We start from the raw sequence: 19,900 nt of genomic DNA on the forward strand, positions 1-19,900 counted from the left end.
CTTCAGGGGTTAGCTCTGATGCAGCATCAACTGATAATATCCATTTGTTATCTTTAACCTTTGCATAAGTATTTTCAGATTCTTTTGCTAAAAAGGTATCATATAAGCATTATTTAATCTCATTATCAAATAGGAAGGAACATCTGTTGGGTTTTCTGGTAACTTTATACGCTTGAAAAAATCAGATCTAATTTTTATCCAATCATTATCAGACATAAAAAAATCATCAAATTGACAAAAGCGTTTACTACCTTTAACAGATAAATTACCTGCTTTGATTTCATCTCTAACTCTAGTTAATAATGCACATTCCAAGCCTGTTTATCAATATTGCCGCATGGAGCAACTAAGGTTCTAAGCTTTACAGGTACAAATCCCATTGGTGTGTCTTCTGGTAGTTTACGTTTGTTATTACTGTTTAAATCCCGCAAAATATCGATAGCTTCTAGTAAATCCGATGATATATTGCCTTCCTGTTGGAAATGAATATGGTTGAAGAGTGCTGGTGAGAATTGTCGAAGATAGTTGAATCTTTTAATAATCAGATTAAACACATGGCTATACTTACCTGTCAACCAAGATTCCGCATCATCTATTTGTGCAATTAAAATTTCTCGTGGTATCTTTTGAAAGACTTTTTTTCGTAATTCTTCGTCAGAAACTGTATCATCTAAGATAAGGTTGCTAATTACTTTTAAAATGGAAAGTGATCTTCTGATTTTTTTACGCTTCTTACGCATCTCTTTAAAGAGTTCATTTTGTGCATAACTATAAACTTTGGTAATCAATTTGAAGTGCATATCTATAATATAATCAATCGTGTCACGGTTGGTTTGCCATAAAAAGCAAACCAATATAGCATAGCGGTGTGAAGGTTTCATTTGTCGTAATCTGTGTGCTGAGCATCGACTGCAATATTTAGCTAGCGAACGCTGATAATTGTTGTTTAACCAGGACTGTTCTATCTCAAGTATTTTACTTTCTTGGATTAGTTCTAATTTTTGAATTAATGCCAGAATACCTTTGGGTGATGCTTTAGCCAGTGGGCATTTTAATTGTTGTAGTTTAGAAGTTTTGCCTTCGTCTACTGAGATGATACTATCTAAGCTTTCGATCATTTTTTCATCGAGCTGTGAATAGATTTTTGAGAAAATAAATTGTCGTGCTTTTTCACGCTGAGTAACAATAATTCGCTCTAAAGTGTCCCTAGCGGGCTGCAAAAAACGACGCTCTTTTAAAAATTGTTCAGCACGCACAAGTAATATTCCTGATTATTCAACCCTGGAAGATTCTTTAAATAAAAATGATTTAATAGTTCAATAGCTTGATGATCAAACCGAATTAAATTCAAATAAATTCTAATTTGTTCCTGATGTTCAGCAATAGTTTCTCTTCTTTTTTTATAAGATATAATTTCAAGTTCATCAATATTGAGTTGTAAGCTGGCAAAGTTTAGCACCTCTGGTATGATTTCAAATGGTTTTTGCTTAGGAAAATAGTTGGCCAATTTGACAAAAATAACTTGATAAGCAAAACCAAGTTTATTATAATTTCTTCGACATTGATTAACGCGTTTTATATCTTGAGATGTTAGCGTACCTAGTTCTACTAATTGAAGATGAGAGTAATTAGTAATTACCATAAATACTTTTTTAATTTTATCACTTCTTGACTTCGTGATCCACTTAATAAAACGAACTATCAAAAAAATATCTTTAAGAAACAATAATATATTTTCAGCTCAATACCTGTTATATTTCGCTCTTTATGAATGAATAAATGATGCTATAAATAACGAATTTAATTCGTAAATTTTAATACTTTACGAACTTAAAACCAAAATCATAAAATGGCCTATCAATATGTAAGAGAACCTTTACGATTTGAAGAAGCGGATCGACTATGTCAGGCTTGTGAAACTGTGCAAGAAAAATTAATCGTGTGGACTTTATTAGATACAGGGTTAAGGGTATCCGAATTATGTGGGCTTACTACACAGCAAATCCTATGGCAACAAAAGGCGATGCGTATTTCTGGTAAAGGTGGGCCTTATGGGAAAAAATCTAAAAAACGTGTGGTACCTATGTCTAAGCGGGTTCAAACATTACTTGAGCATTATTTCGCGATTAATAATTCCTGGCCTATTGGCGTAAGGTAAGTGCAAAAAATCATTAAACAGATTGCTAACAGAGCAAAAATAGCACAAGAAGTTCCCCGCATGTCCTGCGTCATACATTTGCCACTTTAGCACTACAAAAAGGAATATCTTTGGCATCAGTACAAAAAATACTTGGACGAACTATGTTAATAAACAAATTTTTTGTGACAAAAATCTTTTATCTTTAAGGTCCGTCTTGATTGGGATGTGGACTTATGGATAACTTGATCAAGTTATCCATAAGTCCACATTATAACTATTATAATTCTAATTTAATTTAAATTGATAATCAAGATAGATTTATAATCTATTCAGTTATGAAATATCATATTGCCTATCCATTCAATACTAAGGATTTACCTTAAGTTTAGATAGATGACCATCTACATAAAAAGTATTGTCTCTTATGATAGCAAATATTTGTCTAATCAGTTTATTGGCCACAGCAATAAGGGCTACCTTGCTAGGTTTTCCCCTTTCCTTTAACCTTTCATAGAATGCTTTACAGGCTTTATTAAAACGTATAGCAGGCCAAGAAGCCATATAAAGCAAAGAACGTAACCCAGGATTCCCATGACGATTAATATACCCTTTTTTTCTTATTGATGTACCTGAATGCTCATAAACAGGTGCCAGGCCGACGTACTTGGAGAACTGTTTAGCACTTTGGAAGTGTTTACCACCACCAGTGGAAACGATAAGTTCCATAGTCGTTCTATCGCCAATCCCTTTAATAGAACTAATTCGTTTATAGATCTCTTTATAGTGTTCCTGCGTAATAGAAAGCATTGCTTTCTCTAAAATATAGCTATTTGTTCTTCCTGATAGGATATAGTTGACTTGAGCATGGTTAAGGATGCATCATCTGGTTTAGGCAACACACTAAAAGACTCCAGCAAATTATAAGACATCGTAAGTTGTTTCTTGAGCTGAGTAAAAAGTGTTTTTTGTTGATTTAAAACCTCAATTCGGTATTTTATTTATTGTAAATCAGCCATATATATATTAGTTATAGAAGGTTTTTTCTCTTTTAGGTCATAAGCCGCAATTCCAGCTATCAAATTCACAAGAAAATTAGGGATACTTCTATGTCTGGAATGTTCTATCTGGCTAATATTTTTAAGCTGATCTATAATGGTTTCAATTATCGAGCGTTTTCTTATCATCAATTTGTCCCAGGGTGGCATAAAAGCATTTTTCATATTTTTTCTGATTTGGGTAATCAGTTGCATGCCTTTATCCATTAGTTTCTCAAATAAATCTTTACTCAAGTACCCTTTATCACTGAATACTTTACCGAGCAAATTTCTACATAAATTCCTTACAGGAAACCTATCATTAACCTTACCTGTTGTGAGTTAAAAATTCATAATTTCTCCTAAATCGTTGACTATCAAATGTAATTTGATGCCAAAAAACCAACCGGTGCTGGTTTTACCTTTAGTAGCAATTGATTTAAAAACCTTATTAGAATGGGCTCTTTTGATATTACAAACTTTGATAGCCGTAGCATCCATAAAGTAACAGCCTGTTTTGGTTTTAGAAAGGCTTTGTGTAAAAAAGTAAAAGGGAATCAAGGTTCTTTGGACCAGTTCTATAAACCTATTGTAGCTTACTAACTTGCCAAATTCACTAGTATGAAATTGCTGTAAATGAAGATAATAAGCCTTAAAATTTCTAAAGCCAATTATATGAAAGGCAATGAGTATGGTCATTATTTCACTTAAACTTAATGAACATATTCTAGTGGGTTTTCTTGTAGAATTGGTTAACAGTTGTTTTTCCATATAAGGCATAAATTTTTTGAGAAACTCGTTAACAGCGTAGTATATTTCTACTAATTTTGATACATTCATAACTGGCTCCTTTGTTAATTTGGTTGCAAACTTGATCTCCAAATTTAAAACACAAAGGAGCTCTTTTAACATCTTATTGGACTGGATAATCCCGAATTCACGTTTAAAGCCTGTATACTTTCTAAAGGCATTGTGCAGGGCTTAGGTTCCATCTTTGAGCCATACAGCGCAATAAGTTTGGCATCTACCTTATCTGTTTTTGTCGTATACTGCATTACACGAGAAAAATGCTTGATTTGCTTAGGGTTAACAACTGATACAGATACCTCAGATTCTAGCAGCATCTTTACTAATAAAGCACCATAGTTGCCAGTGGCTTCTAAAACACAGTGATGAAATAATTTATCAAGTTGAGCCAAAAATAGGGCAATGCCATCTGGATCATTTGTATAGATAGCCGTAGTATAGCCTTCACCTTGAGGACAAGCCGCTACAAAACTACTTTTTGCTATATCGATGCCTATATATTTCATAGTATTAGATGTTTGTATTAAATTGATTCATCTTGTGAACTATCGTCGCATACACGGGCTTGAATGGCCAGCGAACTATTCAGTTTTTAAGATGAAAAGAGCTGGGGGCGGAACGTCCAAAGCGGTATCTACTACCAACATGATAGCTGCCTTATTCCAGCTCTTTAATAAGATTATCTTATTAATATAAACGTACGACATGATAGGTTAATGACCACCGCAATCTATCTCAATTTTACAGACGCACATGTTATGGAAGAATATGCTGATAAGTGGTAAGCGCTTAGCGTGTATTTGTGTGTCCAGAGAGACTAGTATGTACCAGTAGGTGCAGGTGCAAATGATCAGGCCGCAGCGCAAGCGAACACACGGATAGCCTCGAAAGCTAATAACTCTGAGGGCCGAACTAACGAATACACAGTGAAGGCAACATGTTAAGTCGAAAACTAACTGAAACGACTTAATACCTCGGCGGGGTGTTAGTGGCAGCATGATCATAAGGATATACTGAGTGACTGGAGAAGTCCTCCTCATCCCAGGAAGAAAACTCCTGGAGCAGGATAGGCTCTATAACTGGCAACACCAGGAAATGAGCTGAAAGATGAAGATGATGGCGGATGGGTTCGTACTAGCAAAGAAGCAGTGTAATAGCTGCGGAGCAAAGGGACCCTACTGATAACATTGCTCCGACAAAAAGGGAGGTAAGGGTATGATGATAAAAAAACGCCCATAATATTACAGGACCTGAGAAGGAGGATATATATCAAAGCTAAAGCTTACAAGTCGTGGCTTAAAGCAAGGTTTCTATAGTTCAAGGTGGAGTAAGACTTATTCTGAAAGCAAAACTATTAGATAGGCCATAGGTAATGATAAGAAGTTGTCAGGAAAGCGTAGTACGGGAAATCTGTATGCTGCGTTTGACGAGGCGGGCAATGGAAACGGGGATAACACCACCGCGCCCGCGCCATTGCTCGACCCTACACGAACGATTTTGCTTAATACCCTTATAATAAGCTTTGACTTTTTAGGGTATAGTCAAATGATAGAATATTGCTATCTATTAAGCATATATAGAAATAAAACAAAGTTCTGCCATTGACTAACAAGTCCAATGAATTAATTAATTTCGTTAGTCAAGGAAAAATATATTTTAAGACTCTAACAGAGTAATCATGGTAGTTGAATATTAATATTGGTACCTTGTAAACGGATGTTTACCATATACTGATCAAGATTATTAACTTCATTACGGATTTCTATAGCAGCATCTTTAGCTGTACGAGCAAACCCATTAGCGTCAGTAATATTATTTTTAACATTTGTAAACATAGTATTACAATTTGTAACATTAGCACCAGTATAGTTAACATTATTAAAAATCTGCTGATTTAATTGGCGTACCGTTCTACGAGCAGCGTCACGTCGATTACGGGCGTTGCGCACAGCAGCTTGAGCTCTATTAGCAGCGGCTTGAGCTTGATCAAGAGCATTTTTGGCCTGTTGCCTAATATTGTTAGCTTGATTCAAAGCATCTAAGATAGGCTGATCACCAGGTAATACCGCTGCACCTTGTACGTTAGATTGAACAGCTGCTACACGAGTCTGAGCACTTGCAGCAAAAGTTGCGATACGGCCCAAAATGCTGACAACCCTATCATACAAAAGCTTAGCCTTATCAAAATCAATTTCAGCAAGCTGTCCATGATGATGAGCCCAATCATAAGTTTGATTAACACAATCACGCATGGCCATAAAAGAGTTTCGTAACTCAATATTGTAACCATTAAGACCTTGATTAGTAGCTCCATTTAAAGCGTTATATCTTAATGTAAGCGTATCATATGTCTGATTATACAAATCCGGTCCTGGTGGATCAGCTGGGTTCAACATTCCCATTAACGAGATTGGTATAAAAATGTAAAACAAAAACTTTGAAAAAAACAATGTTAAACTTTTAATATTAGGTGTATACGTCATTAGGATTAATTATTAAATAATACATATAATATAAAGACCCAAAAAAAATAAATTTAGATTAGGTAAACTTAATACTTAACTAAACTGATACTTACTAGGAAATATCCTCCATCTCCTAAATCCAGTCTAGTAGCCCTGTCTTTACCATCTCAATCTTTACCCTTCGTGCATGCTGAAGATGAGGTATCTCCTCCTGCCAACTCTAGGCTCCTCCTTTCTGCATCATCTGCAATTTTACGCTTCATCTCTAATGAATTCTTAGCACATTCAAGAGCTTCTTTTGCATGATCAAGAGCCTCTTGTTTACTAATGCAAATCTCCTCTGCAATAGAAACAGCTTCCTTCATGCCTCCGAGAGAGTCTTCCATCATCTTATGATATAAAGTACCACCTCCTGCCAATTCCAAGTTCCCCCTTTCTGCATCATCTGCAATTTTACGCTTCATCTCTAATGAATTCTTAGCACATTCAAGAGCTTCTTTTGCATGATCAAGAGCCTCTTGTTTACTAATGCAAATCTCCTCTGCAATAGAAACAGCTTCCTTCATGCCCCCGAGAGAGTCTTCCATCATCTTATGACAGTCTATAGAACCATATGTAACAATTTCAGTGGAACTACTTCCTGCTTTAGAGTCCCCATACAAATCACCTATTTTTCTACATTTCTCCTTGCTCTCTTCCTTTCTATCACCACCACCATCCATATAACTTGGATTCTCTATTTTGTTACACCCTGTTATTCCTATCATATACAAGAATAGCATAATTTTAAATTTCTTTGTGTTCATTTTGTTTTTTTTAGTTTAAAATTAAAACTAATCGCGTTATTATTACAATTTTACCATTCAAGTAACATTAAAGGCTAATTTTACAAAAAATTCACAAAATCTGCAAATAATTACAGATATATACCACTTCCCAAAAATTAAACATTTATCTTTTAGACAAAATAGCCACGTCTATCTAACATATAATACTTTACCCTATCAAACCCAGCTTCTCTTAGCGCACTACCTACCAATTTAGTATTCAACCTAATAGTAATTCCAACAATCTCCTGCAAATATCTAAGTATATCAGTAGCTGTCATAAATTCCCCTAATTCTTTAGTAGAGGGGGAAAGATACTGTACTATCAACTAAGCTTCTGTAGAACTAGTTGTAAATTGATAAGATCGAGTTTTTAACTCTAAAAATTCCTCTTCACTTAATTCTCCACTACTATTATCTAATTTATACAGATAATAAGCCTGAGCCCAGGCTTTTTCCAATATATATATTGCTTCATCATCTATATATTCAATAAACTCTACCTCGAAACTAATCCATCTACTATGACCTAAATCTGATCGTAAAAATTCAACATCATTAGTACTACCTAAAAAAGAAGCTATACGAGAGGCTGTTATTTCATCTTCTTGATAAGGTAAACGGACATTAACATAACGCTGGGACAACCACGTCTTGATTACATGTGCATTAGAACGAAGCTGATGCAATTCATCTAAATTTATTATGAAGTTCCTGATCAATGACTTTTTTGCATCCTTCTCATTACTAATAACTGGATTGCTATTGTAGTACCTTATAAGAGAGGGAGGACATAAAAATTCACAAAAATAACTCTTACCTATATTTTCTTTAGGAGAGCACAAAATTAAAGCATGTTTATTTATCCCTTCTGGTTCAAAAACAGTACGAATAGCCCTAATCATCCACTTCTTAAGATGTATTACCAACATCTAGTATTAGAAGGCGTAGGATCTTTTAAATGAACATAATTGGCCAGTTGACGAATATAATCCTTACTATCATCAAATTCATTTCCTTCAAAGGCTAAAAAATAAGATTCTATAGGATTAAAACGTTCTACAAAAAACGATTTTAATATACAATTAACTAATTCCAAATTACACTCAAAACCATGTCTATCTAAATTATCTCTTAGTTCATTTACATTAACTTTTTCCCATAAATCAGGATTACGCTTAGTACTTATTTCACGCTCTTGAGTAACTACATTCAATCGAAAATTAAACTTAGTACTCAAATAGGCTTTCACTTTACTACGTTTAGTATTACTTAACTTTCTAACCCTATGGTTATCAATAGAATTTACCGTAATAGATTGTTCCTGTTGTATACCATAATCTAGAAGTAGCTGGAAATCATCAGTAGTATACTTTTTAAAATATTCTGCTATATCCTTTACATCTCCTGGCAATTGAACGGATACAATACCAAAAGAATCTCGTAACTTCTTAGAAGCATTCTTTACTGCCTCATCATTATCATAACAACATAATAGTACGGAAGCCTTACTACGTAAAATCCTCAACAGATCATCACTAGGCATCTGGTGCTCCGACTGTAAAGAAATAACATTGCTAAACCCATGTGCATAAGCACTCATGCAATCTTTTTCACCTGCCGTAAACAATACATAATCTAAGTTTCCTTCAGGTAATTGAACCAACCCAAAAACATCATCTTTATTTTGATTTTTATATGAAAATGATTTTTTCTGACCTTTAAAATAAGGATCACTAGAAAAAGAAGATGGTATTTCTGGAATATAGACTTTAACCCTACCAGATATATGGTAGGCAGATACAACTTGATGCTTTTCAAAATATTTAAAAGACAAACAACGACCTGAGTTAGCAGTATAAGATAAAAAACTTACTTGTTTAACGTCAAACTTTATATCGATTTATTTAGTAGAATATGGTTAACAAAGGGTTCAAATGTCGTGAGGAGTTTTCTGCCAACCCATTCCTAACTGATGCTTTTAAGGTGGATACCTCTAGTGTGATAATGCAATTATAAAAAGTGTCGTTAGAGTTAATGTATTACATATTGGACACAAGGTCCTTTATGGAGGATAAATTTGTGTTTGACATAGATGAATTTAAAAGGTTTGCTAATAAAAAAACAGATGCATCAGCTATTCAAGCTTTGAGAGAGCTTTGTGCTTTTCACATTATAGCAAAGACTATAACGTTTAGGGTTTATTGGGTTAATAAAAATGTTTTTTTAGATGAAAAAGAAATGGAATTTTTGAAAAAACGTTTGAAAACAAGAAGAAAAATATAAAAATAGCCTCCCGAAGAAGGCTAAATTTAGTTTGTTTGGTTGAGATCCATATGAATGTAATAACTAGTCTTCCATTGGGATAATATCATAACCTATGATAACAAAAGAACAAATCCTGGAAAAGGTAGGGGGAGAGGAATATCTCATCCGCCACTTGGTTCCTACATTCAATTCAAATGTAAGAAAAAAAAATTACAAATCTATATTTTCCGAGAAAGATGATAGACCAAGTATGTCTATTTATAAGGAAAAAAAGACAGGTACGTTAAAATTTAAATCTTTTAATACGGGTCATCAGGGAGATGCCTTTAGGATGTGGGCAGATTATTATGGATTAGATTGTAGAACACAGTTTAAGGAACTTTTAGAACTCATTAACCAAGAAATGTGCTTGGGTTTGAATACTGAAAAGAAATCAATAGTTACTCAAAAAATTGTTTTTCCTAATTTATCCACTGTTAAAGACACTGAATCATCTTCACCCTCTCAAACACTTCGTATTGAATACATGTCTGATTCAGAATCTTTTATTTCTAGATTATATCTAAAATACTGGTTACAGTATGGTATTGACCAATCTGTTTTAGGAAGGTTTGATGTTAAGCAAGTAGGTTTTTTATCTTATACTGCTAACTCAGGTCGTTGTTTATCTTTTAAATATTTTGAAAAGCATCAAGTTGTATCTGCCTACCATATATCTGGTAGGGTTAAAGTCTATATTCCAGAAATACCATCTTCTTTTTTTCTAGTGATCCTTATTTTAAAGGTCAGAAAAAATCATTTTCATATAAAAATCAAAATAAAGATGATGTTTTTGGGTTGGTTCAATTACCTGAAGGAAACTTAGATTATGTATTGTTTACGGCAGGTGAAAAAGATTGCATGAGTGCTTATGCACATGGGTTTAGCAATGTTATTTCTTTACAGTCGGAGCACCAGATGCCTAGTGATGATCTGTTGAGGATTTTACGTAGTAAGGCTTCCGTACTATTATGTTGTTATGATAATGATGAGGCAGTAAAGAATGCTTCTAAGAAGTTACGAGATTCTTTTGGTATTGTATCCGTTCAATTGCCAGGAGATGTAAAGGATATAGCAGAATATTTTAAAAAGTATACTACTGATGATTTCCAGCTACTTCTAGATTATGGTATACAACAGGAACAATCTATTACGGTAAATTCTATTGATAACCATAGGGTTAGAAAGTTAAGTAATACTAAACGTAGTAAAGTGAAAGCCTATTTGAGTACTAAGTTTAATTTTCGATTGAATGTAGTTACTCAAGAGCGTGAAATAAGTACTAAGCGTAATCCTGATTTATGGGAAAAAGTTAATGTAAATGAACTAAGAGATAATTTAGATAGACATGGTTTTGAGTGTAATTTGGAATTAGTTAATTGTATATTAAAATCGTTTTTTGTAGAACGTTTTAATCCTATAGAATCTTATTTTTTAGCCTTTGAAGGAAATGAATTTGATGATAGTAAGGATTATATTCGTCAACTGGCCAATTATGTTCATTTAAAAGATCCTACGCCTTCTAATACTAGATGTTGGTAATACATCTTAAGAAGTGGATGATTAGGGCTATTCGTACTGTTTTTGAACCAGAAGGGATAAATAAACATGCTTTAATTTTGTGCTCTCCTAAAGAAAATATAGGTAAGAGTTATTTTTGTGAATTTTTATGCCCTCCCTCTCTTATAAGGTACTACAATAGCAATCCAGTTATTAGTAATGAGAAGGATGCAAAAAAGTCATTGATCAGGAACTTCATAATAAATTTAGATGAATTGCATCAGCTTCGTTCTAATGCACATGTAATCAAGACGTGGTTGTCCCAGCGTTATGTTAATGTCCGTTTACCTTATCAAGAAGATGAAATAACAGCCTCTCGTATAGCTTCTTTTTTAGGTAGTACTAATGATGTTGAATTTTTACGATCAGATTTAGGTCATAGTAGGGGTCTCCTTGGATATGGGAAATTATTGTACGTTAAGGCTGTTTTTGTATTTTTCTATGTTAGCCGGTCGTAGAGGTCGGAACTTACTTAATGTTTTTTTACGCTTTCTTGTTCAGATATAATCTCCTGTCAAATTGATATGCTCCCATCCTAATGGAGATAGATGTGATAACAATTGATCATTGATTTTTATTCCCTGTTTTTTCAGAGAGTCTACAGCTCTTTCGATGTAGACCGTGTTCCATAGCGTGATGGCAGCTGTGAGCAGTGTTAGTCCACTGGCACGGTAGCTCTGATTTTCCAGGTTTCTGTCCCTGATTTCCCCCAACCTGTGCATAAATACCGCACGGGCAAGGGCATTACGGGCTTCTCCTTTATTAAGCCCTTTTTGTACACGTCGACGCAATGCTGGATCTCGAAACCAGTTCAGCATGAATAATGTTCTTTCTATTCTCCCGATTTCTCTGAGAGCTTTTGCCAGACCGTTCTGTTTTGGATAACTGGCCAACTTCTTGAGCATTAGGGATGCAGTAACTGTCCCCTGGCTGATCGAGGTGGCTAGACGAAGCACGTCAGCCCAGTTTGATTTGATATCTTTCAGATTCAGGCTGTTCGAAGATATAATAGACTGAAGTCCAGGGTATTGTTGGGCTTTTCCTTGAATAAAAAGTCGTTTGTCATGTAGATCTCGAATTCTTGGGCAGAATTCAAAACCAAGTAGGTGCATCATGGCAAATACATGATCGGTGAAACCAGATGTATCGGTATAGTGTTCCCGGATTTCTAGATCACTTTCGTGATACAGCAAGCCATCGAGTACATGAGTTGAATCCCTTACCCGGCTGATAACCCTGGTATAAAATGGACTGTATTGATCAGAGATATTCGTATAAAACTGAATACCAGGATCCTGTCCATATTTAGGATTGACTTGTCCAGCGTAGCGTCCAAGGCTTCCGACTCTGAAGTTCTGACCGTCTGAAGACGATGTAGTACCGTCACCCCAGTATATCGCCATAGGTTGCTTTCCCTGCGCATTAACTAATTCAGCAAGAGCAGCTGAATACGTTTCATCTCGTATATACCACGCCTGAATACTTTCCAGTGAAGATCTAGTAACTCCAGGACAGGCCTCTACCATTTTACCTAGCCCAAGGTTAATTCCATCAGCCAGGATAGTGGTTAGGAGGAGCCGAGTATCAGGGCGGATGACCTCATTTTTGAGATGAGAAAAATGGTCAGTAAACGCTGTCCAGTCGTTTACTTCATCCAGTATCTCTGTAATTTTAGGATGAGGTAACATACTATAAACCAGGGCTGTCAGCGGTGAAACCTCTGCAGGAACACTATTATCCAATGGCGTGACCTTTACTCTTTTATTAGATATTTCAACATTAGGTAAATCACCTATAAGGGCCATTTTGTTTACCTCTTCGAGTCGTGATTTCAATAATGTTAGGCGACTTCCAATATATTGACTGTAATCAAAAGGGACAGAAAGTGGTAACTGATGATTCTGAATCAACTTATTAAACTCCTTTTTAGGAATGAGGTAATCGTCAAAATTTTTATATCGGCGAGAACCTTTTACCCAGATATCCCCTGAACGAAGCGCGTCTTTCAGTTCGTTAAGAGCGAAAAATTCATAGTACTGTCGATTTATTCCGGTGGGTGCAATAACCACTTTCCTCCAGTTTTCAGGAATAAAATCCAACGGTTCCATTGGTGGGACCTTTCGTAACTGTTTATGATACATTTCTCTGATGACTGTCAGAGCCTCGGCTAGTGACTGTGCAGCTGGCGTGGCATTCAGTTCCAACGCAGACAACATTCTTGGAGCGTATTTACGTAACGTACTATATTTCTCAATAATAATATGCAGTGGATCAAAATTACTTTTTTTGGTCAAAAAACGGGTTTCTTCTAGACTTATAATAAATTTTTGCCATGGCATAACATGTTCAATAGCAGTCCATGGATCTTCTCCGGATTCACGGGCTTCAGTTAATGCTTGACCAATAGCAATATACTGGTACAGTTTAGACTGGATAAGTTTACCTGTTTGCTGGAGTCGCTCCGCCTGAGTCCTTTTAGCCCGGCTGAACATACTGTTCAAGATACGCTCATGCAAATCGATGATCTCATCTGTAAGTGTAGCTCTGGCTTCTTCAATCACACATATTAGAATAGCGTATCGTCTGCTTGATGAGAACTTAGTCAAATCTCGGCTGCTCATATTCCGACCCTCACGGGCCAGTTTCAGTAACCGATTCTGATGAACTAAACGTCCGATCCCTACCGGTAAGTCTATTGCCATGATCGTATTCAAGCGTTCAATGTGCTGTAATACATTTTTTCCGTTAATTTTACCAGGAGGTTGAAGAATCCAAGATAGACGTGAAAGATGATTATTTAATGCAATCAGAAGGCTGTCTAGATTGACCTTATACTCTGATATAAGTTGAGCATTCAGTTCCGAGAATACTATTTTATCACCAGCAGCCATGGCCTTTGAGCACGTTCGCTCCAGTACATCAATAGTGGGAATAATCACGCAATTCCGCTGCATATACTTTAGAAGTTCTTGTGCAAGAAGAATACCCTTGTCAGTGCGTTTTGCAAGTGGAATTAAATACGAAATGCAATCATTTTGAATCTGTTTTGTAAATTTTTTTAGTCCTAGATAGTGGTATAGTTCTATTAAATGTTCCCTGCGAGTGGTGTCTCGTCCTGATGCATAATCTTTCCAAAGTTCATTTGATAAATTAAGTCTGCTAGCGATATGCTTGAGTAAAAAATCGGAAAGTAGTGATTTTTTATCTGGGATCATCCCTATGTTCTTCAGGTAACAAAGCAAGACAGAAAAACCGAACCTATTGGCTGGCTTGCGGTGCGTATTAATATTTGTCTCCTAGGCATATAGTTTGCATTGATAATTATTTTGTAGATTAATTTTCGTTTAAATTTTTATCGCATAATGGTACACCTCAATGAAATATCTTAAAAATTATTAAATTGAATCAATGAAATAACCTATATGCAATAGATTCAATGACATAACCTAAATACGATAAATTCGTTAGAATATGTTCATCAGAGCTTATTTGAGAGCTTCAATAGAAGATCAGTTTGCAGATCGAGCAAAAGAAATGCTCGAGCAGTTTGTTCAGGAGAGAGGACACAAAATCGCTAGCTACTACCGAGAAAATATCAGCGGAACAAAACTGGAAAGACCAGAACTGGGACGATTACTAATGGATAGTCACCGAAATGATATTCTACTAGTAGAACAAATAGATCGGCTGACCAGACTTAGTAACAGTGACTGGCTAACACTCAAAAAGCAGATTGAACATCATGAATTGAGAATTGTAAGTCTGGACATCCCAACTTCATGGCAGGTTTTGTCTGACAAAGAACCATCACAAAATGATCCAATAACTCGTGCTGTGATTTCTGCCATCAATAATATGCTCATGGATCTAATGGCCGCAATGTCGTATAAGGATTGGTTGAGCCGTCAGCAACGGCAAAAACAGGGAATCGAAAGAGCACGTCAAGAGGGTAAATATCGTGGAAAACAGGCTGATCATGAGCGTCACCAGAAGGTAATATATTATCGAAGTGTTAAAAAACTAAGCATTCAAGATACCGCACAAGCTACCGGGTACAGCGCTTCGCAGGTATGTCGTATTCAGAAATTGTACTTTGTAAACAATGAAAAAAGCGATGCTAAGCACTTTTAATAAATTGCTGGAAAGTGGGAAAAGTAATGTCTGAAACATGTTGCTAATCAGGTAAATTTATACAATAACCTGGAAGAAAAAGAAGAACATCTTTAGTACAGAAAACAGCCTTAACGTACAATAATTTCCTATATCCAAGGAGACCCCTACATGCTTTATAATGTTTAAAGGTTATATGCGTTTTTTTTTGCTAAAAAGCTCAAAAATCATTATAGTAAAATATTTTTTTAAATAAAATTTAAACTAAAACCTGCGCACCAAAAATTGGGTTTCAAAGGGGAGTTATTGTTTGCACTGTTTTATGTATATTTGCTTACTTGTGTGGTTACAAGAGACCTTCTTCAAAACCTATTTGTGATCAGCAGTTTTTAGGAGAAGCGCAGTCGAGCACCGCAGAATACTGGATGTATTTGAGGAGCATAGACAAGCTTCGACACCAAAATTGCCATTAGAAATAGGTTTTGCAGAAGGTCTAAGTACAACAGGAGGGCAGTAGTCTTCTTGTTGAGGATCATCTATTACATTATTAAATTCACTTGCTCAAATGTTTCTTATAGGGTTAAGTATACTCTTGCTGGCTTCTTTTTTGGGGTCTCGGCTACAAGGCATGAGCCTCAGCATGTTAGGTGGCCTTGGTGTATGGTTGTTTATGTTCGTTTTAAATGCGCCACCAGCAGATCCTCCTTTTCAAATCATGCTTTGTATTGCTGCAGTAGTGGCTGCAGTGGGCACTATAGAAGCGGCAGGTGGTTTAAGCTATTTGGTACAACTGGCTGAGCTATGTATCCGAAAACATCCGCGTAGCATCATATACATTAGCCCTATGGTTACCTATGCGATTACCTTTTTGGGTGGCACCAATCACATCGCGTACTCTATTTTACCTGTTATCGCAGAGGTTTCTAAAGAAGTAGGCATTCGTCCGGAGCGGCCTTTGTCCCTTTCTGTGATTGCAGCTTTACACGGTGCACTTGCCAGTCCTATTTCTGCTATAATGGTTATTTTAAGTGGATTGTTAAGGGTTTCTGGAATAGAAATGGTCACCATTTTTAAGGTGATTATTCCATCAACGGTTGGCGGACTACTGCTGGCAACATTTGTAACCAGCTTATTGAGTAAAACCATGCCGGCCACTTCAACAGTTACAGAAAAGACAACAACAGCTGCTGCACCTACGCTGCTGCCTTTTGGTGCTAGGGTAGCAAAACACTCGATTGTTTGTTTTTTACTCGGCAGTTTGGCGATTGTTTTAATAGATGCGTTGCAATGTTTACGCCCTTCTTGGGAAATAAATGGCATAAAAGTCCTTTTGCCATCTGATTATATTATGCCACTTGTGATGTTATCCACTGCTGCATCTATTATGCTGCTCTGCCGGATTTCACCGAAGTCTATTACCCGGGGTAAAGCATTTACTGCTGGCATACAAGGGATGTTTTCTATTCTAGGTATTGCTTGGTTAAGCAGTACCTTTGTGCAAAGCAATCAACCCGTTTTATTGGAGTTTATATCCACTTATCTTTCTAAACCTTGGCAGTTTTCTATTATCCTAATCTGTATGGCTGCTATTATGGGCAGCTCTGCTGCCACGATTAAATCTGTATTTCCACTGGGTATTGCCCTAGGGATTCCGCCTAAAGTATTATTGGCTTCTGCAGCAGCGGTTAATGGTGTTTTTATTATTCCCATTTATCCTACCATGCTGGCTGCTATTCACTTAGATACTACAGGCACTACCCGAATTGGTAAGTTTCTTTTTAACCATAGTTTTATGTTGCCAGGTTTGGTTTCCATTGCTGGTGCAGTGGGTATTGGATTTTTCCTGATTTGTATTGGTGGTCTATAATAGACCTCCCTTTCCGAAGGGGGGAGCCTCATTATATTATATTATATTTTATTTTATGATATCTACAACTGGATGGCCTATGCTCCTATTGGTGCTGATAATAGGTTTGCGTTTGGGTGGGGTTGCGCTTGGGTTATTGAGTGGACTGGGCTTGGGACTGTTAACCTTTTGGATGCAACCTGTCCCTCCGCCTAATGACTTAATGCTCCTACAGGCAACCTGGCTCCTTCTGATGGCTACATTAGAAGCGGCTGGCTTTTTTTATCTACTGGAAACCAAACTCACTGCTTGTATCAAGCAGGCTACCAACCATTATGGCTGTTTGGTTGTACTGCTTTGCTATGCTTTTGTCTTCTTAACAGGGGATACCAAATGGCTCCATCGACCTCTACAAGAGGTTCCATATACAGGTAAGTCCTGGTTGCTTGTTGCGCTGCGCATTGCGGCACATATGGCCTTATTGGCTAGTCCTTTATCTATTTCAGGTATACTGCTTATTGTAGTGGCAGGAAATAGTGGGCTATCTATAGTCGATCTGGTAGGGATGATTGTGGCCATCACAGTTGGCATAACAGTGACCAGTAGCCTACTAGTTGGATATATTCCGGATCAATGGCTTATAAGGCTAGCTGCATGGCGTAAGGAAACTGTTCAGGATGGTACGCAGGTTATCCCTGCATCAGCAGGTAAGGTTCAAATTACTTTTTTGCTTTTGCTCCTGGCTGAAGTGCTGTTTTTACTTATTAAACCTGAAGCCAATAGGTTAACTGGGTTAAGTTATGCCGGAAAAATTTTTCCAGTTCGATTTCCTATATTTTTTGCTTTGACCATGCTTTCCATTGCAGCGGTAGCCATGTTGGGGTTTAAGATAAAGCCTATTAAAATTTTGCAAACCCATCGATTTGAGCTAGGCATTCAACAATTCTTTATCTTTTTAGGGTTAACTTGGCTATTAGATAGCTTAATCAGCCATGACAAAGGGGAGCTCATCCAAATGTTGTCTGGTGGTAAAGTGAGCCATGGTTTGTATTTAGCCTTATCTATGCTTTTAATAGATATGCCCATTCTGATTTGGCTTTTTACTGGACTACTGATGGCGCAGCATTACGCTATTGTAACGCTTGCCCTATGGCTGGTGGTGGTACATAGCTTAGCGCCGCTAAGGTATTGGATAACCAGTATGGTGCAAGCGCATAAAAAAAAGTAGTGAAAGTAGTTTTTATTTTGTTTTTAGGCAGTAGACTGCTTTCGAAACGCTAACTTATGCTGAGGAATTTGTAGGCGACACGGAGCGCAAAACCACAGCGTACTAGATGTACGTGAGGATTTAAGCACCGGATCAGATCCACTGGATCAACGTGCAAATTACCAGCAGAAGTTAGCGTTTCCAAAGAAGTCTATCACACTAATTTTTATCTTATTCCTATGGATATAAAAGCGCTATTTGGACAAATGGACCAGGCCCGAGAAAAGATCGAAGCGGTCAAAAAAGAATTAGACCAACTCATCGTAACCAAAGAAACAGGCGCTGGGCTCGTCAAGGTAACAGTAAGTGGAGATAAAAAATTGCGGGCTTTATCAATAGATGAAAGCCTGCTCAATAAAGCGGACAAAAAAATGGTTGAGGAGCTTATAGTGGGTGCTGCTAACTTAGCATTGGAAGAGATTGACTATAAGACTCAAGAAGTCATGCAACAGCATGCAGGCTTACTATAAGCAGCTACCTAATCAGGATCCGATCAGTGTGGCCATTGTAGTGTTAAACTATAATGGCCTACCATTATTAAAAGCATATCTACCTACCTTATTGCGGTATAGTAATGGCTATCCAATAGTAGTAGTGGACAACGCCTCTACCGATGGATCTGTAGATTATATACAGGCTCATTTTCCAACCGTAGCCTGTATCGTGCATGATGCAAATTATGGCGTTGCAAAAGGATATAATCTGGCCTTACGGCAGCTTAAAGCTACCTATTACCTATTGTTGAATAATGATCTACTGGTTACCAAACATTGGTTAAAAAGGCTATTGGCCCTTATGGAGGGTGATCCTGCTATCGCATGCTGCCAACCTAAAATACTTGCGCTAAAAAAACCAGATCACTTTGATTATGCTGGAGCAGCTGGTGGGTTTATAGATGGCTATGGCTATCCCTTTTGTCGCGGAAGAATTTTTAATCGCATTGAAAAAGACAACGGACAATACGACGATACAAGAGCTGTTTTTTGGGCCAGTGGGGCTTGCCTATTGGTACGTGCCAGCGCCTTTCATATGCTAGGTGGCTTTGACGAGCTTTTCTTTGCCCACTTTGAAGAAATTGATTGGTGCCAGCGCGCGCAACTTGCCGGTTGGAAGGTCTATTACTGCGGCAGCAGTACCGTTTACCATCTAGGAGGCGCTACGCTGCCCTATAATAGCCCTAAGAAAACCTATTTAAATTTTAGAAATAGATTGCTCCTGCTATATAAGCATCACCCCAATCATTTGATGCAAAAGATACGAAATGTGTGTCTAGACCTATTGGCTATTTTTTGGATGTTAATGCTGGGCAAGTTTGCACATAGCTGGGCCATTTTAAAAGCACAGATAGATTTTTTTAAGCTTAAAAAAAAATGTATGGTAAAACCTTCTACACGACCATTGCCGAATAGGTATAAAGGCAGCATATTGATGGATTTTTTTATCAAAAAAAAGAAATACTTTTCAAAACTTGCCCCCGATCGGTTTACATAAACCGTTCAATGTTATGGCCATAGTAGGAAAATGCCCCAACCATTTT

Annotated in this window: 21 protein-coding genes and 2 pseudogenes; 12 read left to right on the forward strand and 11 right to left on the reverse strand. The window is 36.8% G+C overall.

From position 1 onward, the window contains the following. Positions 1-87: 87 nt before the first annotated feature. From FPG78_RS02725 to FPG78_RS02735, 3 genes are read right to left on the reverse strand one after another with little or no spacing between them, the layout of a single operon-like run. Complete coding sequence (locus FPG78_RS02725) at positions 88-315, reverse strand: hypothetical protein (RefSeq protein ID WP_144086507.1); 228 nt, start codon at positions 313-315, stop codon at positions 88-90. After that, positions 297-1,256, reverse strand: coding sequence for a hypothetical protein (locus FPG78_RS02730; protein WP_144086508.1), 960 nt, complete (start codon positions 1,254-1,256; stop codon positions 297-299). Before FPG78_RS02730 ends, FPG78_RS02725 begins: the two co-directional genes overlap by 19 nt. Further along, entirely contained in the window at positions 1,235-1,642 is a 408-nt protein-coding gene (locus FPG78_RS02735; RefSeq protein ID WP_144086509.1) for a DUF4158 domain-containing protein, read from the reverse strand. The genes FPG78_RS02730 and FPG78_RS02735 overlap by 22 nt, the downstream gene beginning before the upstream one ends. 207 nt (positions 1,643-1,849) lie before the next feature. Between FPG78_RS02735 and FPG78_RS07610 the strand changes: the two genes are divergently transcribed. Beyond that, positions 1,850-2,158 (forward strand): tyrosine-type recombinase/integrase, encoded by a 309-nt coding sequence (locus FPG78_RS07610; RefSeq protein WP_223261969.1) that lies wholly within the window; start codon positions 1,850-1,852, stop codon positions 2,156-2,158. A 65-nt stretch (positions 2,159-2,223) separates the two neighbouring features. After that, on the forward strand, positions 2,224-2,346 hold the full coding sequence (locus tag FPG78_RS07615) for a hypothetical protein (RefSeq protein WP_223262050.1): 123 nt from the start codon (positions 2,224-2,226) through the stop codon (positions 2,344-2,346). A 160-nt stretch (positions 2,347-2,506) separates the two neighbouring features. Here FPG78_RS07615 and FPG78_RS02745 read toward each other — a convergent pair whose 3' ends face one another. From FPG78_RS02745 to FPG78_RS07625, 7 genes and pseudogenes are all read right to left on the reverse strand, one after another. Next, positions 2,507-2,947 (reverse strand): transposase, encoded by a 441-nt coding sequence (locus FPG78_RS02745; RefSeq protein ID WP_144086510.1) that lies wholly within the window; start codon positions 2,945-2,947, stop codon positions 2,507-2,509. Positions 2,948-3,138: 191 nt separating this feature from the next. After that, positions 3,139-4,014: pseudogene (locus FPG78_RS02750) on the reverse strand (IS982 family transposase). Positions 4,015-4,079: 65 nt separating this feature from the next. Further along, complete coding sequence (locus FPG78_RS02755; protein ID WP_223261970.1) at positions 4,080-4,487, reverse strand: IS110 family transposase; 408 nt, start codon at positions 4,485-4,487, stop codon at positions 4,080-4,082. A gap of 1,170 nt (positions 4,488-5,657) precedes the next feature. Next, positions 5,658-6,464, reverse strand: a complete 807-nt coding sequence (locus FPG78_RS02765; protein WP_144086511.1) for a hypothetical protein — start codon at positions 6,462-6,464, stop codon at positions 5,658-5,660. Between the two features lie 149 nt (positions 6,465-6,613). Then, positions 6,614-7,228 (reverse strand): hypothetical protein, encoded by a 615-nt coding sequence (locus FPG78_RS02770; protein ID WP_186292425.1) that lies wholly within the window; start codon positions 7,226-7,228, stop codon positions 6,614-6,616. A gap of 374 nt (positions 7,229-7,602) precedes the next feature. Beyond that, the gene (locus tag FPG78_RS07620) at positions 7,603-8,205 is read right to left on the reverse strand and encodes a virulence-associated E family protein (protein WP_223261971.1); all 603 of its coding nucleotides are present in this window, start codon (positions 8,203-8,205) and stop codon (positions 7,603-7,605) included. After that, positions 8,196-9,110 carry a toprim domain-containing protein gene (locus FPG78_RS07625; protein ID WP_223261972.1) on the reverse strand — a complete coding sequence of 305 codons (915 nt, stop codon included), beginning with the start codon at positions 9,108-9,110 and terminating at the stop codon, positions 8,196-8,198. The genes FPG78_RS07620 and FPG78_RS07625 overlap by 10 nt, the downstream gene beginning before the upstream one ends. Before the next feature lie 230 nt (positions 9,111-9,340). Here FPG78_RS07625 and FPG78_RS02785 point away from each other — a divergent pair, with 230 nt between their 5' ends. From FPG78_RS02785 to FPG78_RS07640, 4 genes are all read left to right on the forward strand, one after another. Beyond that, the gene (locus FPG78_RS02785; RefSeq protein WP_144086513.1) at positions 9,341-9,559 is read left to right on the forward strand and encodes a hypothetical protein; all 219 of its coding nucleotides are present in this window, start codon (positions 9,341-9,343) and stop codon (positions 9,557-9,559) included. A 94-nt stretch (positions 9,560-9,653) separates the two neighbouring features. Next, complete coding sequence (locus FPG78_RS07630) at positions 9,654-10,406, forward strand: hypothetical protein (RefSeq protein ID WP_223261973.1); 753 nt, start codon at positions 9,654-9,656, stop codon at positions 10,404-10,406. After that, complete coding sequence (locus tag FPG78_RS07635) at positions 10,379-11,122, forward strand: toprim domain-containing protein (protein WP_223261974.1); 744 nt, start codon at positions 10,379-10,381, stop codon at positions 11,120-11,122. Before FPG78_RS07630 ends, FPG78_RS07635 begins: the two co-directional genes overlap by 28 nt. Continuing rightward, positions 11,113-11,598 (forward strand): virulence-associated E family protein, encoded by a 486-nt coding sequence (locus FPG78_RS07640; RefSeq protein WP_223261975.1) that lies wholly within the window; start codon positions 11,113-11,115, stop codon positions 11,596-11,598. Before FPG78_RS07635 ends, FPG78_RS07640 begins: the two co-directional genes overlap by 10 nt. Before the next feature lie 42 nt (positions 11,599-11,640). Here FPG78_RS07640 and FPG78_RS02800 read toward each other — a convergent pair. Further along, positions 11,641-14,427 (reverse strand): annotated as a pseudogene (locus tag FPG78_RS02800) (Tn3 family transposase); the annotation flags it as partial. A 184-nt stretch (positions 14,428-14,611) separates the two neighbouring features. On the opposite strand from FPG78_RS02800, the gene FPG78_RS02805 reads away from it, so the two are divergent. The 6 genes from FPG78_RS02805 to FPG78_RS02825 all read left to right on the forward strand — a co-directional run bounded on the left by FPG78_RS02805 (position 14,612) and on the right by FPG78_RS02825 (position 19,854). After that, positions 14,612-15,271: a recombinase family protein gene (locus FPG78_RS02805; RefSeq protein ID WP_144086174.1), complete on the forward strand. Its 660-nt coding sequence runs from the start codon at positions 14,612-14,614 to the stop codon at positions 15,269-15,271. 317 nt (positions 15,272-15,588) lie between these two features. Further along, a complete protein-coding gene (locus FPG78_RS08065; RefSeq protein WP_255431722.1) occupies positions 15,589-15,723 on the forward strand; it encodes a hypothetical protein in 135 nt (44 codons plus the stop codon). Between the two features lie 92 nt (positions 15,724-15,815). Further along, the gene (locus FPG78_RS02810) at positions 15,816-17,117 is read left to right on the forward strand and encodes an anaerobic C4-dicarboxylate transporter family protein (RefSeq protein ID WP_144086514.1); all 1,302 of its coding nucleotides are present in this window, start codon (positions 15,816-15,818) and stop codon (positions 17,115-17,117) included. 55 nt (positions 17,118-17,172) lie between these two features. Continuing rightward, positions 17,173-18,324, forward strand: coding sequence for an anaerobic C4-dicarboxylate transporter family protein (locus FPG78_RS02815; protein WP_144086515.1), 1,152 nt, complete (start codon positions 17,173-17,175; stop codon positions 18,322-18,324). A gap of 218 nt (positions 18,325-18,542) precedes the next feature. Then, on the forward strand, positions 18,543-18,833 hold the full coding sequence (locus tag FPG78_RS02820; protein WP_144086516.1) for a YbaB/EbfC family nucleoid-associated protein: 291 nt from the start codon (positions 18,543-18,545) through the stop codon (positions 18,831-18,833). Next, entirely contained in the window at positions 18,817-19,854 is a 1,038-nt protein-coding gene (locus tag FPG78_RS02825) for a glycosyltransferase family 2 protein (protein ID WP_144086517.1), read from the forward strand. The genes FPG78_RS02820 and FPG78_RS02825 overlap by 17 nt, the downstream gene beginning before the upstream one ends. Positions 19,855-19,900: the final 46 nt, after the last annotated feature.

The sequence above is a fragment of the Cardinium endosymbiont of Dermatophagoides farinae genome, from assembly GCF_007559345.1.
Classification (GTDB): Bacteria; Bacteroidota; Bacteroidia; order Cytophagales; family Amoebophilaceae; genus Cardinium.

Excerpts from the sequence above, each read along its gene's own strand:
- FPG78_RS02735 (WP_144086509.1), bottom strand. The coding sequence starts at position 1,642 with ATGGTAATTACTAATTACTCTCATCTTCAATTAGTAGAACTAGGTACG.
- FPG78_RS07610 (WP_223261969.1), top strand. The coding sequence starts at position 1,850 with ATGGCCTATCAATATGTAAGAGAACCTTTACGATTTGAAGAAGCGGAT.
- FPG78_RS02745 (WP_144086510.1), bottom strand. The coding sequence starts at position 2,947 with ATGCTTTCTATTACGCAGGAACACTATAAAGAGATCTATAAACGAATT.
- FPG78_RS02755 (WP_223261970.1), bottom strand. The coding sequence starts at position 4,487 with ATGAAATATATAGGCATCGATATAGCAAAAAGTAGTTTTGTAGCGGCT.
- FPG78_RS02765 (WP_144086511.1), bottom strand. The coding sequence starts at position 6,464 with ATGACGTATACACCTAATATTAAAAGTTTAACATTGTTTTTTTCAAAG.
- FPG78_RS02770 (WP_186292425.1), bottom strand. The coding sequence starts at position 7,228 with ATGCTATTCTTGTATATGATAGGAATAACAGGGTGTAACAAAATAGAG.
- FPG78_RS07620 (WP_223261971.1), bottom strand. The coding sequence starts at position 8,205 with ATGTTGGTAATACATCTTAAGAAGTGGATGATTAGGGCTATTCGTACT.
- FPG78_RS02785 (WP_144086513.1), top strand. The coding sequence starts at position 9,341 with ATGGAGGATAAATTTGTGTTTGACATAGATGAATTTAAAAGGTTTGCT.
- FPG78_RS07630 (WP_223261973.1), top strand. The coding sequence starts at position 9,654 with ATGATAACAAAAGAACAAATCCTGGAAAAGGTAGGGGGAGAGGAATAT.
- FPG78_RS07640 (WP_223261975.1), top strand. The coding sequence starts at position 11,113 with ATGTTGGTAATACATCTTAAGAAGTGGATGATTAGGGCTATTCGTACT.
- FPG78_RS02805 (WP_144086174.1), top strand. The coding sequence starts at position 14,612 with ATGTTCATCAGAGCTTATTTGAGAGCTTCAATAGAAGATCAGTTTGCA.
- FPG78_RS02810 (WP_144086514.1), top strand. The coding sequence starts at position 15,816 with ATGTTTCTTATAGGGTTAAGTATACTCTTGCTGGCTTCTTTTTTGGGG.
- FPG78_RS02815 (WP_144086515.1), top strand. The coding sequence starts at position 17,173 with ATGATATCTACAACTGGATGGCCTATGCTCCTATTGGTGCTGATAATA.
- FPG78_RS02820 (WP_144086516.1), top strand. The coding sequence starts at position 18,543 with ATGGATATAAAAGCGCTATTTGGACAAATGGACCAGGCCCGAGAAAAG.
- FPG78_RS02825 (WP_144086517.1), top strand. The coding sequence starts at position 18,817 with ATGCAGGCTTACTATAAGCAGCTACCTAATCAGGATCCGATCAGTGTG.